Source organism: Neorhizobium huautlense, from assembly GCF_002968575.1.
Taxonomy (GTDB): domain Bacteria; phylum Pseudomonadota; class Alphaproteobacteria; order Rhizobiales; family Rhizobiaceae; genus Neorhizobium; species Neorhizobium huautlense.
Genome location: NZ_PVBM01000017.1, coordinates 84,675 through 99,226 on the forward strand (window position 1 = coordinate 84,675; position 14,552 = coordinate 99,226).

At 60.4% G+C, this 14,552-nt stretch carries 15 protein-coding genes; 10 read left to right on the forward strand and 5 right to left on the reverse strand.

The window, feature by feature from the left end; translation table 11 throughout:
* Positions 1 to 106: 106 nt before the first annotated feature.
* The 3 genes from C5L12_RS18350 to C5L12_RS18360 all read right to left on the reverse strand — a co-directional run bounded on the left by C5L12_RS18350 (position 107) and on the right by C5L12_RS18360 (position 2,371).
* Complete coding sequence (locus C5L12_RS18350) at positions 107 to 1,492, reverse strand: FAD/NAD(P)-binding protein (protein ID WP_105373491.1); 1,386 nt, start codon at positions 1,490 to 1,492, stop codon at positions 107 to 109.
* Positions 1,493 to 1,634: 142 nt separating this feature from the next.
* Positions 1,635 to 1,931 (reverse strand): hypothetical protein, encoded by a 297-nt coding sequence (locus C5L12_RS18355; RefSeq protein WP_105373492.1) that lies wholly within the window; start codon positions 1,929 to 1,931, stop codon positions 1,635 to 1,637.
* 77 nt (positions 1,932 to 2,008) lie between these two features.
* On the reverse strand, positions 2,009 to 2,371 hold the full coding sequence (locus C5L12_RS18360; RefSeq protein ID WP_425350810.1) for a response regulator: 363 nt from the start codon (positions 2,369 to 2,371) through the stop codon (positions 2,009 to 2,011).
* A 265-nt stretch (positions 2,372 to 2,636) separates the two neighbouring features.
* Here C5L12_RS18360 and C5L12_RS18365 point away from each other — a divergent pair, with 265 nt between their 5' ends.
* The 4 genes from C5L12_RS18365 (at position 2,637) to C5L12_RS18380 (ending at position 4,762) form a co-directional block, all read left to right on the forward strand.
* On the forward strand, positions 2,637 to 3,029 hold the full coding sequence (locus tag C5L12_RS18365; RefSeq protein WP_105373494.1) for a group III truncated hemoglobin: 393 nt from the start codon (positions 2,637 to 2,639) through the stop codon (positions 3,027 to 3,029).
* A 135-nt stretch (positions 3,030 to 3,164) separates the two neighbouring features.
* Complete coding sequence (locus C5L12_RS18370) at positions 3,165 to 3,818, forward strand: UbiX family flavin prenyltransferase (RefSeq protein ID WP_105373495.1); 654 nt, start codon at positions 3,165 to 3,167, stop codon at positions 3,816 to 3,818.
* Between the two features lie 38 nt (positions 3,819 to 3,856).
* A complete protein-coding gene (locus tag C5L12_RS18375; protein ID WP_105373496.1) occupies positions 3,857 to 4,132 on the forward strand; it encodes a DUF6522 family protein in 276 nt (91 codons plus the stop codon).
* A 159-nt stretch (positions 4,133 to 4,291) separates the two neighbouring features.
* On the forward strand, positions 4,292 to 4,762 hold the full coding sequence (locus C5L12_RS18380; RefSeq protein ID WP_105373497.1) for a hemerythrin domain-containing protein: 471 nt from the start codon (positions 4,292 to 4,294) through the stop codon (positions 4,760 to 4,762).
* Positions 4,763 to 4,858: 96 nt separating this feature from the next.
* Here the strand turns inward: C5L12_RS18380 and C5L12_RS18385 are convergent, their stop codons facing one another.
* A complete protein-coding gene (locus C5L12_RS18385) occupies positions 4,859 to 7,024 on the reverse strand; it encodes a methyl-accepting chemotaxis protein (protein WP_105373498.1) in 2,166 nt (721 codons plus the stop codon).
* A gap of 246 nt (positions 7,025 to 7,270) precedes the next feature.
* Here C5L12_RS18385 and ubiT point away from each other — a divergent pair, with 246 nt between their 5' ends.
* The 6 genes from ubiT to C5L12_RS18415 all read left to right on the forward strand — a co-directional run bounded on the left by ubiT (position 7,271) and on the right by C5L12_RS18415 (position 13,691).
* On the forward strand, positions 7,271 to 7,780 hold the full coding sequence (gene ubiT / locus C5L12_RS18390; protein WP_105373499.1) for a ubiquinone anaerobic biosynthesis accessory factor UbiT: 510 nt from the start codon (positions 7,271 to 7,273) through the stop codon (positions 7,778 to 7,780).
* On the forward strand, positions 7,771 to 8,748 hold the full coding sequence (gene ubiU, locus C5L12_RS18395; protein WP_105373500.1) for a ubiquinone anaerobic biosynthesis protein UbiU: 978 nt from the start codon (positions 7,771 to 7,773) through the stop codon (positions 8,746 to 8,748). Before ubiT ends, ubiU begins: the two co-directional genes overlap by 10 nt.
* A 2-nt stretch (positions 8,749 to 8,750) precedes the next feature.
* Positions 8,751 to 9,680, forward strand: a complete 930-nt coding sequence (gene ubiV, locus C5L12_RS18400; RefSeq protein WP_105373501.1) for a ubiquinone anaerobic biosynthesis protein UbiV — start codon at positions 8,751 to 8,753, stop codon at positions 9,678 to 9,680.
* A gap of 469 nt (positions 9,681 to 10,149) precedes the next feature.
* Positions 10,150 to 10,557 (forward strand): hypothetical protein, encoded by a 408-nt coding sequence (locus tag C5L12_RS18405; protein ID WP_105373502.1) that lies wholly within the window; start codon positions 10,150 to 10,152, stop codon positions 10,555 to 10,557.
* 82 nt (positions 10,558 to 10,639) lie between these two features.
* Entirely contained in the window at positions 10,640 to 13,180 is a 2,541-nt protein-coding gene (secD, locus tag C5L12_RS18410) for a protein translocase subunit SecD (protein WP_105373503.1), read from the forward strand.
* Between the two features lie 73 nt (positions 13,181 to 13,253).
* A complete protein-coding gene (locus C5L12_RS18415; RefSeq protein ID WP_105373504.1) occupies positions 13,254 to 13,691 on the forward strand; it encodes a YqaA family protein in 438 nt (145 codons plus the stop codon).
* 14 nt (positions 13,692 to 13,705) lie between these two features.
* On the opposite strand, the gene C5L12_RS18420 is transcribed toward C5L12_RS18415, so the two are convergent.
* Positions 13,706 to 14,449: a class I SAM-dependent methyltransferase gene (locus tag C5L12_RS18420; RefSeq protein ID WP_245422966.1), complete on the reverse strand. Its 744-nt coding sequence runs from the start codon at positions 14,447 to 14,449 to the stop codon at positions 13,706 to 13,708.
* Between the last annotated feature and the right edge of the window lie 103 nt (positions 14,450 to 14,552).

Consider the following 14,552-nt stretch of genomic DNA (forward strand, 5'->3'; position numbering starts at 1 on the left):
TCCCTTCAAAATGATTTGCTACAGACTACCGCCATTTTTCGAAGGTGGAAGGAAAGGAAACGCCTCAGACGGGCCGTAAGAAGAAATTCATGCCATCAAAACCGGATCAGGCGATGCGAGCCGACGGCGGCGCGGTTTGTGCGATCTGGACGGCGATCGCCTCGGCAAGCAGGCTTGCCTGAACCCGAATATCCGGTACGGCCGTTATCTCCCAGAATTGGCCAGCCGTAAGCGCACCGGCGGCAAACAGACCGGGTTGGGCTTTGCCGTCGGCGTCCAGAACCCTGGAGCGGGGATCGACAGAAATACCCAGGCCGAGGTCGTCCATGACGAGAATTTCCCTTTCCCGCATTTCACGCAGCAATGGCGAGTGCCCGATGCCGGCCCGTTCCATGCCCGTGCAATTGACGATCCAGTCGGCGCGAATGGAGGCGAACCGCTGGGTGCCGCGCCGACGGTAACCAATGCTCGCGCCGGCGCTTTCATCCTCGATAGACCGAATGAAGCCGGCATGCACGATGACCGTCTCGTTCTTGATCAGCGCGTCGAAGCGGGCGAACACTTCCGGAGCAATTCGGTGACGGTGAATATTCCACCAGGTAAACGCATGACGGAGAAAACGCGATCGCTGCTCCCGGTTCAAAGACTGCCACAACGCTTGGGTCCGGGGCCTCAGCCCGTCGACAACCCCGCGCCAATCGGCGCCGCTCTTTATCTGCCGACGCAAGGCATGCAACAGCTGGCTGATCTCGCGGCTGTCCGGCAGCGCCGGAGTGACCGGCATGGCACGCCGCAGGGGATGCGGCTGCGGCACCAGCCCGCGGCGCGACAGCACATGAATCTTGCCGCGATGCCCGTGGGCCCGTAGTGACAGAACCTGATCGATCATCGTCAGCCCGGACCCGAGAATACAGATCTCGTCCGCTTTTCCCACACGCGAAAGCCAGCTGAGCCGCCACGGGTTTTCGATGATGCGAGGCCGGACGCTTTCTGCGATGCGATCTCTCGACACCGGCAGATCGGCATTGCCTACACCCAAGGCCAAGACGACGTTTCGGGCCGTCAATTCGCCCTCGTTGTCGAGGCAGAAGCCGAGATGGTCGCTCTCGCACCGTACGCAGGCAGTTGCCTTGGCCTTGACGAAGTCCACATGAGCCCGACCGTGCCGTGGCCGCAAGAGTGCCGCCAACGTATCCCGCAGATAGAGGCCGTAGTCGCCCCGTGTCGCGAAATCCTCAGCGAAAACTGCCCTACCCCTTCGCCGCAGCCACTCGACGAAATCGTCCGGCTTGTCCGGATACACGCTCATTCGTGCTGCAGGCACATTTAGTCGATGCAGATAGAACTCGGTGCGATAGGCGGTTCCGCGTCCGAATCCCGGATCGTCTCCTACGACGGCGATAGAGGCGGATGGCGGCAGAACCCGCAGCAGATTGATGGTGAGAGCGATTGCAGAGAAACCGGAACCGACGACGGCGACATCATAGGTCATCAGGCACACTCCTCGTCCGTTGCAAATTGGGCGAAAGGGCAGTCGCAAAGCCGCCGCCCCCAGTTACCCAGGCTACGGCAAACCTTTAATCTCTACCAACTTAATAGAGATTGACGAAGAGTAAAGAGTTTTCCCGTTTCCGTCAGCGGCACGACTGCTCGGGACGCGGAAGGGCCAGTGTGTCTGCACTCGGATTGGTATTGTCTGGCGTACCCGGTGGCTGGCAGTGATCTTCATGATCGACGGTGCCAGTCGTGCTATTGGTCGTCATGGAATCGGTGACGCCCGGCGGGGGCGTTACAGCCAAGGTTTCCATCTTGCCGGCCGGCGCCGCTGCCGTGCCTGGTTTCGTGGTGGTGTCGGTCGCCGGCGCCTGCGCAAATACAGGTTCCGCGAATGCAAGGGTTAACGCTATTAACGTTGCCAGCCTCGTCTGCATGTCGAGCTCTCCTCGGATAGACCAGCAACACAACCGCAAGCGGACCTTCTTGGTTCCGCCAAGCGCCCTGTTGGGCTTTAGCGCATCAGTTCATGGATCGAAGACAACAGCCGGTCGTGCTGGTAGGGCTTTGGCAGGAATACCGTGTTGGCAGGCAACAGCATTGGATCAAGATTGACGACGCCAGAGGTGATGATGATGCCCACATTGGGCCGAACGGCGCGGATACGCCGGGCAAGCTGCAACCCATCCATCGAGCCGGCCATGTTGACGTCGGTGAACACGATATCGATATCGGAGCGGTTGCGGAAAAGCACCATTGCCTCATCGGCATTCCCGGCCTCAAGGACCACATGGCCGACTTCTTCCAGTCTATCGAGCGTTGTGAATCGGATCAGCGGCTCATCATCGACGATCAGCACAACGGCTTTCTGCGCCATCAAAATCTCCTAAATTGCGCCCCATCAGGACCGCGGGATCAATATGCTCTGCAATTGTCGCGAAATCCGGGCCTATTTGCGTGACGCCATATAGGGGATGGGCGAGTCAGCGGCAAGCATCGGTCCTTTCGGCACCAAATTCCTGTCGGCGCCTGCCGCTGTTCGCGGGTTTTGATCCTTAAGAGCCGGTGCGCGCATTCGTCATCTCGACAGCCGGACTTTTGCGGAGGACTGGTGTCTGATGTTTTGGAGTGGGTAATTGCAGATGAATGATGTCCGGCGGGATACTATCGATGAGGAGCTGGTTCGCAACGTCGTCCACCTCTTCTACGGCAGGGTCAGGGCCGATCCGTTGCTTGGCCCGATCTTCGAAGGTCGGATAGGGCCTGACTGGGACGCTCACCTTCAACGTCTGACATTGTTCTGGTCCGCCCTCGCTTTCAAAAACGGTGCTTACTCCGGTAGCCCCCATAGAGCTCATCAAGGACTTGCCCTGACTGCTGAGCACTTCCAACGTTGGCTTCACCTCTTCGAGGAAACCCTGGAACAGACATGCCGCGGAGAAGCCATGGATTTTTTCCGCGACCGCGCGCACCGCATCGCCGACAGTCTTCAGATCGGCCTCGGCATCGGGCCTAAGGCGCTCCGCCTTCCCTGAAACGCAGTCGAAATCTGCACCGCTCGTCGGCTGCCGCTATCGAGGTGATTGCGTTGCATCAACGAAAGAGATGTTCATTCACCGCATGGTCCGTCGGCCATAGCCAAGGCTATCGACCGGGACAGGAGCCGAGCAATGCAGAAGAAGCCTCAGCGAGTGGTCGTCGGAATTTCCGGTGCCTCGGGCGCCCCGATCGCTGTTCGGATTGTCGAACGGTTGGCTGAGCTGCCGGAAATCGAAACCCACCTCGTGGTTTCGGATGCCGGAAGACGGACGCTGCAGCACGAGGTCGGCACGCAGGCGCTTGCCTATATCCGTTCGCTTGCTCACAGGATATATCCGGCCGGGGACATCGGAGCTGCGATAGCAAGCGGCTCCTTCCCTGTTCAGGGAATGATCGTGGCCCCTTGTTCCATGCGCACCCTCTCGGCCGTGGCGACCGGGCATGCCGATACCCTCATCATCAGGGCCGCCGACGTGCAGCTCAAGGAAAGGAGGCGGCTTGTACTGCTCGCCCGGGAAACGCCGTTGCATCTTGGCCACTTGCGCAATATGTGCACCGTCACCGAAATGGGAGCGATCGTCATGCCGCCGGTGCCTGCCTTCTATCACAAGCCGCAGACAATCGATGATATGGTCGATCAACTGGCTTGCCGGGCGATCGATCTGCTGGCTCTGGCCATCGGGCCTATCGCTCGCATGTGGGAAGGCCAAGTTGCGGCCGATCAATGCAGCAGCGCAGGTATCAGTTCGGGAACGGCGGCAATAGATCGGTGGCCGGCAGAGTAACCGGCCCCTTTCCTTTAGCTCCTTGCGGAGGACTCATCATGCACATCGAACGCGACGAAAATGGTGACTTTGTCCTTGAAACGCCTGAGCTCGCCCAGCGCTTCGGTCTGTCGAGCGAGGAGTTCCGAAAGAGCCTCAGGCAAGGACACATCACGAGCAGCGTCGAACGGGGAGAAGGAGAGGACGCGGGAACCCATAGGCTCAGCGTGCGGCTTGGAAACCGCAGATGGCGAGCCATCCTGAGCGCTAAAGGCCAAGTGGCGCAGGAAGAGATGACGTTCGTCAGGAATTCACCTAAACCACGTCATTCCTGATCCAGAACTTCCGGCTGCGCCAACGGCTTCCGCCTTATTTGCTTGCGCGCAAAGATAGGCCGGCCCTGTTTCGGCATTTTCCTTCCCTGCACCTGCTTGCGGAACGCCCTCGGGCAAAATGAGAAATCTCGTCCTGCCGCAGTTTTGAAGGGAAGGATTATGACAATCACGGCGAAGCTAAGCGCGCAGAACCTTGCCGCGTTGGAGCAAAATCACACAACGCTTCTCCGACTGTGCCTGACGCTTGAGGAGATTGCCGCCTCTTTGCCCGATGAAATCGACACCGCCACCTGCCTCGATACGTCGAAGAACATAGCGGAGCTGATAAAGGCGACGCATGCTCTGGAGGAAGAGGTGCTGTTTCCCGACTTCAGCAGCAACGCAGGATCCTATTTTGCGCCGCACATGATCGAACAATTGAAGGCGGAGCATCGATGCGATCTGCTCGCCGGTCAGGAAGTAGAAACTACCCTGAAAGAGCTTGCCGACAACAAGTGCGCGTCTGCCAGTTCCGCCCGCTATCTGCTCCTGGGTTTTCTGGAAGCCCTCAGGCGGCACGTGCATTCGGAAAAGCTGATCATCGAGGCGCTGCTGGTTGCCGAAGCTGAGGGTCGGGAGGTCTTGTGCTAGCGGGACTACAACCGTCTTCGCGTTAGCCAAACTTACTCCAGGAACGCAGCCCGGCCAGAGGCCGGACTGCCAACGCCCCGGGAACGGCTTCTACGTTCAGGCAGCCAAGTAATCTCGGAACGGTTCCTGATGCGCATCCCCTGTCTGAAATGTCCCAAGCTGCTCGCGCAGTTTTTCCGTTTCCCCTGCCAGCGACTGCGTCGCCGCATTGGTCTGTTCCACCATAGAGGCATTCTGTTGGGTGATCTGGTCGAGCTGGCCGACGGTCGAAGTGATTTCGGCCAGCGCGATCGATTGTTCCATGGAAGATTGCACGATCCCCAGAACCTGTTGATTGATGATCTGCACATGCCGCTCGATGCCGACGAGAGCCTCGCCGGTCCGCCCGACCAGAGCGACGCCGCCGGAAACGTCCTTCGACGCCAGCGCAACGAGATCCTTGATCTCTCGGGCAGCAGCAGCGGAACGCTGCGCCAGTTCGCGTACCTCCTGCGCGACGACTGCAAATCCCTTGCCTGCCTCTCCGGCTCTCGCCGCCTCGACTCCCGCATTGAGCGCCAAAAGATTGGTCTGGAATGCTATGTCGTCGATCACACCGATGATCTGTCCGATCTGGTTCGAGGATCTTGCGATGTCCTGCATGGCCGCCACGGTATCGGCGACGATTTTAGTTGCCTCCGATGTGTCGGCATTGGCGATTGCAACCGATCTCTTGGCTTCGTCGGCCCCGCTCGCAGACATCTTCACCGCGGTTGCTACCTCCTCCAGCGCAGCGGCAGCCTCTTCGAGCGCTGCCGCCTGGCCGGCGGTACGCCTTGAGAGATCGTCGGCTGCGCCACGCAACTCTCCGCATGCCACGTTGATGCTATGGGCATTCGCCCCGGCCAACGAGACAAGGCTTTCGAGTGTCTCGACCGACAGATTGTAGCTCAGCCGCAGCGGATCGAGGCCCGATGCCAGTTCATTGACGATGCGATGGCGAAGGTTGCCGCCTGCAAGCTCCCGCAGGCCCTGGTCAAGTTCGCTGAGCGCCATTTCCAGGGATCGAGAGCGAGCGGCGCGTTCTTGTTCAAGAGTGTCCGCCTCCGCCTGTCTTTGAGCCGCACGCTGCAAGTCTTCCTCACGTTCTTGCGCCGCACGCTGTTTGGCGGCTTCGACGGCATGCCGCACGGCGAGAGCCATCGCACCGACTTCGTCCTTCGAGTCCACGGAGACGGAGGTTTCGTCCGCTTCACCCCGGGCCAATTTCTCGACCACCTTTGTCAATTGCTGAAGCGGGCGAACCACGCCCAAACCGATCGAAATCGAAAGTGCGATGGCGGCGATCAGCGCAACGGCCAGCACCGTTCCCACCGTGACGAGCGCGCGCATCTCTTGCCCCGCAAGAGCGACCGCATCGTCGCGCAAAGAAGACAAGACCTTCTTCTCGACCTCGCGAAGAAGGTTGATCCGTTCGCTTGCAGCACCGTACCAGTCGGACACCTTCCAGCCCGTGAAGTCGATATTTGCCCCTGCCCTGAATATCTCGCTTCGCATCGAAGCCAGTCTCGGTTGGGCATCCGGGCCTACAGCCTTCAGATCCGGCCCCAGGGACGGATGGGCTTCCTCGAATTCTTGAAGGAGGGTCGCCTGGGCTCCGTAGAGACGCGAAAGCTTCAGTAGTTTTTCCGCATCGATTTTACCCGAAGAAATTGCGGCGTTGCCAATCGCCCGTTCCTGACCCGCAAGTTCCTTTGCCTGCGAGAACAGGTTGTACGCTGCCAATTCACCCGACAGGCTGCTGTTCTTCCCCTGTGCCACGAGATCACGCGGGATCTGAAGAAGTTGTGCGACGAGGCCGGAATAGAAAGTGGTACTTTCTTCAGGCGTGACTGCGGATTGGTCGATCCTCTGTCGGAACTGAGCCAGGGCCAAGAGCTTCTCACCGAAATCTGTAGCACGGCCGACCGATGCTTTTTCGCCCTTTGCGGCGACGGCGGAAGCGAGTTGGTCGAACTCCAGACGGATCGTGCTCAGATGCCCGCGGCTGTCTGCCGCGTTGCTGCCCAACAACGCAGCACTCTCTCCGCGCTCGACCTGCAGCTTGTGCACCGCTTCCCCGAGGGCCGAAACGTAGTCGGTCACGTCGACAAGTCGATCTGCAGCGCGATACGCTTCTGCACTCCTGCCGATCCTCTCGTAGGAAAGGCCCAGGACAAGTAGAACGGGAAGGCAAACGGCAATCAATATTCTCTTGGTAATTCCGACGTCTGACAAACGCATGACCGGTGGCTCCGAAGACCCGGCATCATGCCGATACGCCGTTATTCATTCTCGGCGACGCAACCGGTTATCAGCGGTCCGCATCGGCTTCTTTGCTAAACCGCAAACAGTTGACGCCATTGCAGAATTTCTCCCTGCAATCGAAGCGCCATTTGCTCGTGAAAAACCGCTATTGTTTGCGCTGGGTCAAACATCGCCCTGAAGGCTGCCGCTAGCCTCCGGCCGATTCCAGCAGGACCCGCCAAGATGAGATTCCCCGCGACACTCGCCGCCCCCCTTAATGTCATTCCAATGGCGGCGATCGAGCGAACCACATCCATGCTGTTCCAGCGGGTGACGACGCAACATCCCCATCTGTTTGCCCGCCTCGGTGAGCATATCGAAAAGCGCTTCGCCTTCATGCCGACCGACATTCCGCTCGTCTTCGTTGTCTCACCGGCACAGCCATCCATCCACGTGGCGCGAAGGTTACCGGTGCCGCCAACCGCGGATGCCTCCGTCGAAGGCCCACTCTTCATGCTGCTCGCGCTGCTCGAAGGCCGTTGCGACGCGGACGCCCTTTTCTTCTCGCGCGATCTCACCGTCAACGGAGACATGGAGGCGATGCTGGCGATGCGCAACGCCCTGGACGACTGCGATATCGATCTACCGCGTGACCTCTCCGCGCTGGCCGGCCCGCTTGCGCCGATCGTCGGGCGTGTTGCCGAAAGCATTCGACGGCGCGCGCTAACCGAGGAGGCTTCCCGATGGAACTGATTTGCCCCGCCGGCACACCCGCAACATTTCGCGAAGCAGTCGACGCGGGAGCGGATGCCGTCTACTGCGGCTTCCGCGACGAGACGAATGCGCGCAACTTTCCGGGACTCAATTTCAGCCGGGACGAATTGCGCGAAGCGATCGCCTATGCCCGTAGCAAAGGTACCCAGACATTCGTCGCCCTCAACACGTTCATGCGCGCAGGCGATGAAGAGATCTGGTACCGAGCCGCCGCCGACGCGGTAGCGCTGGGCGCCGATGCGCTCATCCTTGCTGATTTCGGCCTGATGGCCCATGTCGCTGAGCACTATGCCGACCAGCGGCTGCATGTCTCCGTGCAGGCGTCCGCCTCCAACGTCGACGCGATCAACTTTCTGGTCGACGCCTTCAACGCCAAGCGCGTGGTGCTTCCGCGCACGCTCACCATCGCCGACATCGCTCGCATCGCGCCGAAGATCCGCTGCGAAATAGAGGTCTTCGTCTTCGGCGGCCTTTGCGTCATGGCCGAAGGGCGCTGCTCGCTGTCCTCCTATGCGACCGGGAAGTCGCCGAACATGAATGGCGTCTGCTCGCCCGCCAGCCACGTCCGCTACCGCAAGGAAGCCGATGAACTCGTCTCCGAGCTTGGCGCCTACACTATAAACCGCTTTGCCGCCGGAGAAGCTGCCGGCTATCCGACGCTCTGCAAGGGCCGCTTCGACATAGCAGACGAACGGGGCTACGCCTTTGAGGACCCGGTATCGCTCGATGTCATGGGCGAGATCGATGCGCTGACCGCTGCTGGCGTCAGCGCGCTGAAAATCGAAGGACGTCAGCGCGGCAAAGCCTATGTGGCGGAGGTCGTTTCAACGCTGAAAAAGGCGTTGTCAGCCAAGGCGGACGATCGTCCGGCCTTGCTTGCCCATCTTCGCGGGCTGAGCGAGGGACAGAAGACGACGTCGGGTGCCTACGAGAAGCGTTGGAGATGAAGATGGAGACCGCCCGCCCCTCGCTGACCATGGGACCCGTCTACTATCTTTGGGACAGCGCCAAATGGCGCGATTTCCACTTCCGCATCGCCGATGAGGCTCCTTTCGAGCGGGTTGTGATCGGAGAGACGGTCTGTTCCAAACGCCAGCACTTTATCGAACCTCACATTGCCGAGGTTATCGAACGGCTGGAAAATGCCGGCAAGACAGTGCTCCTCTCGACGCTGGCTCTCGTGACGCTGGAGCGGGAAAGCAGGCTGATCCGGGAGCTTGCACGCGACAGCGAGTACATGGTCGAGGCGAACGACCTCTCGGCACTCGGTCTTTTGAACGGCAAGGCCCATAGCGTCGGGCCGTTGATCAATGTCTACAATTCAGCGACCGCCCGGCTGCTTGCCGGACGTGGTGCATGCCGCATCTGTCTACCGCCGGAACTCCCCTTTTCGTCGGTCAAGCGGGTCATTGCTGAAACTCCGGGAGTTGACTTCGAGGTTTTTGCATTCGGGCGCATGCCGCTTGCGATCTCCGCACGCTGCGCCCACGCGCGCTCGAAGGGAAAAATCAAGGACAGTTGCCAGTTCGTTTGCAGCGATGACCCGGACGGCCTGCCGGTGAAAACGCTCGATCGCCAGTCTTTCCTGGCCTTGAACGGCGTACAGACGATTTCCCATACCTGCCAGGCACTTCTCGGCGAACTACCCGACCTTGCCGCCTGCGGCGTTTCGGCAATCCGGATTTCACCTCAAGACTGCGACATGGTGGCTGTCGCGTCCCTCTACAGCGCCGCGCTCGACGGCGCGATCGGCGCAGACGAGGCGGTCGACAAGCTCCGGATGCTCTATCCCGCCGCACCGCTATCAAATGGTTTTCATCATGCACGCGAGGGTGCCGCCTGGGTTGCGCGAGCCCGCGACACCGCCCAAGCGGGGTGACTTCGCGTAACGCCGATCAAGGCCGACCACGCTGATGTGCTGTTTTCGGACAGGAAGTCAGTGTTTCGTCACTACGCCTCAGACTTTTCGCCCAGGTCCCATTGCACATGGTCGGAAAGCAAAGGTAGGTGCGCTTTCAGCCGACATGATGCCGGTTAGGGGCTCGCGGACCCCCGGCTCGCAAGAGTTGGAGAGCCCCGCTTCCATTCCAAGAGAGTGATTTTGAGCCATGGTGGCAACGACGAGCAACACATGACCGCGGCCCTGAACTGATGATCGCAACCCTCGCTGATCCCAGACAGCGCTCCGCATCCACGCGCAAAATGCTTTGGCGCCGGTAATGACGCCGCAATCTCCGTCTACGCTCCCGACAGTGAGATTGACCACCTGAAGGCTCTCCTTTAGAAGGCTGCTTTCCGTTCCGAAGCAGGCACTTCGGGATTTTTGTAACGCTCCGGAGCTGAGACGGATGGCGCTTTTTCCGCAGCACAGGCGGATCAGAGGCGAACGCGACGAGCTTGGTCTGGTGTCGCGCTGGCCGGCGATTGCCGTGGCGCTGCTGATTGCAGCGCTTATCGGTCTGCTCTCGGGTGTCGTCAAGGACGTGCAGATCGCGCGTGGCATCCAGTCTGCCGGCAAAAGCACTGACACGCCGCATCTTTCCAAGCGAGAGCCGTTAAGGGCGCTTGCCGCGACAGATCGCAAGGATGGAACTGCTTCTCATTCAGCCAATGCAGATAGCGCGCTCACGCTCCGTTCCACAGACATCGCCTTTCCACTTTATTCCTCGGCCGAGACGCCGAATGCCGCCGCAACAACCAGAAGCTTTCGCTTCTGGCCGGGATCGCTGCCGCGAGCGCCGCCATTCGCCGTCTGAGAATGACGCTTTCGGCGTCTCGACAATATGAGCATTCTTGCCCTTCCGCTCAGGAAGCGACGGGCTTAGCAGGATTATAAACATGAGAAATTCCCCGTGGCTGGTGGCGAGCTATGCTCTCATCATAATCATCGGCGTTCTGGTGGCGCTGCCGAACGTCATCCCGCAGTCCACCCTCGACCGTCTTCCGTCATGGCTGCCGCACAACCGCGTCTCGCTCGGCCTCGATCTGCGCGGCGGCTCGCATCTGGTGCTGGAAGTCGACCGCGCGGATCTGATCAACGAGCGGGTCCAGAGCCTCCTCCAGGATGCCCGCCGCGTTCTGCGCGACAAGAACATTAACACCTCGGCGATCCGTCGTTCGGGCGAAGCGATCACAGTCGCACTTCGTGACCCGGCACAGCGAGACGCGGCCGTCACGGAACTGCAGACGCTCGCGAACCCTGTCGGCCTGGGAACAGCGGTCGGCGGCAGCGATCTTGCGATCACAACACCGTCCGACAACACCATCTCGATCGCCCAGACGGAAGCGGGCATCAACTCACACATCACCGCCGCGGTCGATCAGAGCCTTGAAATCATCCGCCAGCGTGTGGACCAGGTGGGTGTTGCCGAACCGACCATCCAGCGTGTCGGCTCCGACCGGGTTCTCGTCCAGCTTCCGGGTGAACAGGATCCGTCGCGCCTGCGCCAGCTCCTCGGTTCAACCGCCAAGATGAGCTTCCACCTGCTTGGTCAGCAGGGAGAACCAGGCGTGACGATGCTGTCGGACGACGGCGGCAACCAATATCCGGTTCTCGATCGCGTCGAGCTTTCCGGCGACCGCCTGACGGACGCCCGCGCCGCCTTCGACCAGCAGACCAACGAACCGGTCGTCAATTTCCGGTTCGACTCGGCCGGCGCCAACCGCTTCGCCCAAATCACCCAACAGAATGTCGGCCGTCCCTTCGCGATCGTCCTCGACAACAAGGTGCTGAGCGCACCGGTCATCCGTACGCCGATCACCGGCGGCTCTGGCCAGATCTCGGGCGGCTTCTCGGTCGAGGAAGCCAATACGCTCTCGGCATTGCTGCGCGCCGGCGCCCTGCCCGCCAAGCTGACAGTCATCGAGGAGCGCACCGTGGGTGCCGACCTCGGCTCCGATGCCATCGAGATGGGCATCTTCACCGGCATTATCGGTTTCGGCCTCGTCGTCGGCTTCATGTTCTTCCTCTATGGAGCCTGGGGCATTCTCGCCAACGTGGCGCTGTTCATCAACGTCATCCTGACCTTTGCCGGTCTGACGCTGATCGGCTCCACCCTGACCCTACCCGGTATCGCTGGTATCGTGCTTGGCATCGGCCTGGCGGTCGATGCGAACGTTCTCATCAACGAGCGCATCAAGGAAGAAACAAGAAAGGGACGCAGTGCCTTTGGGGCGATCGACGCAGGTTTCAAGCGCGCCTACTCGACCATCGTCGACAGTAACGTCACGGCCCTTATCGCTACAGTCCTGCTCTTCTGGTTCGGATCGGGTCCCGTCCGCGGCTTCGCCGTCACCATGGGTCTCGGCATCGCAATCTCGATGTTCACGGCAGTTTCCATCGTCCGCGTCGTGATGGTCTTCATTGCCAGCCGCCAGAAACTCAAGAAGATCGAGATCAAGCCGCTCCTGCCGATCAACCTGATCCCGGATGGAACGCATATCAATTTCATGAAAGGTCGTTTCGTCGGTATCGGCGTGTCGCTGATCTTGTCCGTGGCCTCGATCGTCCTTTTCGTCACACCCGGCCTTAACTACGGCGTCGACTTCCGCGGCGGCATTCAGCTCGAAGTGATCACCCAGAACGAGACCGATCTGGCAGCCTTCCGCTCAGGCCTCGATGAACTCGGCCTCGGCGAAGTCGCCCTGCAGGAGTTCGGCGCCAAGAACCGCGTTCTCGTCCGCGTCGAGCGCCAGCCGGGCGGCGAACAGGCGCAAACCGATGCGGTCGAAAAGCTCAAGGCCGAAGTGGTCAAGATCGATCCGACTTCAAAGGTCGAGCGTACCGAAGTCGTCGGCCCGAAGGTCAGCGGCGAACTCGCGACGGCAGGCATCCTGGCGGTCGTGCTCGCGTCGCTTGCGATGCTCGTTTATATCTGGGCGCGGTTCGAATGGCCCTTCGCGGTCGGCGCTATCGCAACCCTTGTGCTCGACGTCACGAAAACAATCGGCTTCTTTGCGTTGACCGGTCTCGACTTCAACCTGACGGCTATCGCGGCGCTGCTGACACTCGTCGGCTACTCGGTGAACGACAAGGTCGTCGTTTATGACCGGATGCGCGAAAACATGCGGCTTTATAAGAAGATGCCGCTGCGCGAACTGATCGACCTGTCGATCAACGAAACGCTGGCACGAAGCCTCTATACCTCCGTCACGGCCTTCCTCGCGATGCTGCCGATGGCGATCTGGGGTGGCAGCGCGGTGGAAAGCTTTGCCATCCCGATGGTGTTCGGTATCGTGATCGCGGCTTCCTCGTCGGTCTTCATCGCCGCGCCGATCCTGCTCTTCCTCGGGGACTGGCGCACCCGGCGCAGGGCCAACCAGACCGAGGCCGCCGGCGAAACGGCGATCGAGGACGGCGATCGCGCAAAGCAGGCCTGAACGTCACATTCAGCAATACCGAAGGGCGGGTGAGAATCCGCCCTTTTGGTTTTTCCCTCTAGAAGTCTCGGTCATGTTCGATTTTGCCGCCTATGCGGGCCTTTTCTCCGCAGCCTTCATCGCCGCCACCATTTTTCCGATGCAGTCGGAAGCGATCCTTGTCGGCCTGATCCTGAGTGAGCGGTATTCGCTGGCGGGACTGCTTCTCGTAGCATCGATCGGCAATACGCTGGGCGCCGCGGTCAACTGGTTCATCGGCCGCGGGGTCGAGCGGTTTCGAGACAGGCGCTGGTTCCCTGTCACCCCCGAAAAACTCGAGCGGGCGCAAATCTGGTACCAGAAATACGGAAAATGGTCGCTTCTGCTGAGTTGGCTGCCGATTGGCGGTGACGCAGTCACTGTTGCTGCCGGGGTCATGAAGGAGCCGCTGCCGATCTTTCTGATCCTCGTCTTTATCGGCAAGGCCAGCCGCTACCTGGCGCTCGCAAGCGCGACGCTGAGCGTCATCTAAGCCACCCGGCCGCGTCAGTCGTCCGAGTCCCACCTGGCGGGCAGCGCTTCGAACGATGCTTCATTCCCAGGGATTCGGACGCTGCGGACATTATCGAGCGGCCTCCGCCGAGAGATCTTATATACGGCCGCCGGAGGTAGATTGCGCATGGTCCCGCCGACATGGGCAGCCTTGAGGCCCAGGCGATCGAGGATCGGCCGGGGCACCGGGCACCGCGGGCCGTAGGTAAATTGATAGAAGGCCGCGCCGGGACGGAGATAGGTAAAAGCACCCAAGAGAATAGCCGTCACCTTTCTAGGCGACATGGACAAGATCGGCAGGCCGCTTACCACTGCACCGACCGGTTGGCCCTCGAAGAGATGCCCATGGTGGAGCCTCCCCGCATCCATCTGAAGCACGCGCGCCTTCGGAAAGCGGCGCTTCAATCCCGGAATAAATTCCGTTCCACACTCGATCAAGGTCAGATCGGATTCGCTCACGCCTCGAGCCAGCAGGGCACGAGTGAAGACACCGGTACCTGGCCCCAGTTCAATGATCGGGCCGTCCATCGGTGCGATTTCCTGCGTCATCAGCTTGGCAAGAGAATCTCCCGATGGCGCAATCGCTGCCACACGTAGCGGATTGCTGATCCAGGAGCGTAGGAAATAGAGAAAGTCCGAAACGGCCGCATCCGGGGGTGGCAGTAAGGCTTCATCGGCGGAAAGCTGCCCCGCACCCCTCGCCCGGCACTTGCCGTCGCCATTGCAATTCCAAACCATGGAACTCTCCTGATCACCCTGATGCCGTTGCGACGCAATCCGCAGTGGACTGCACATATCAGATCCGCACGTGGCATTTTCAAGGAAATCCCGGACGCCACAT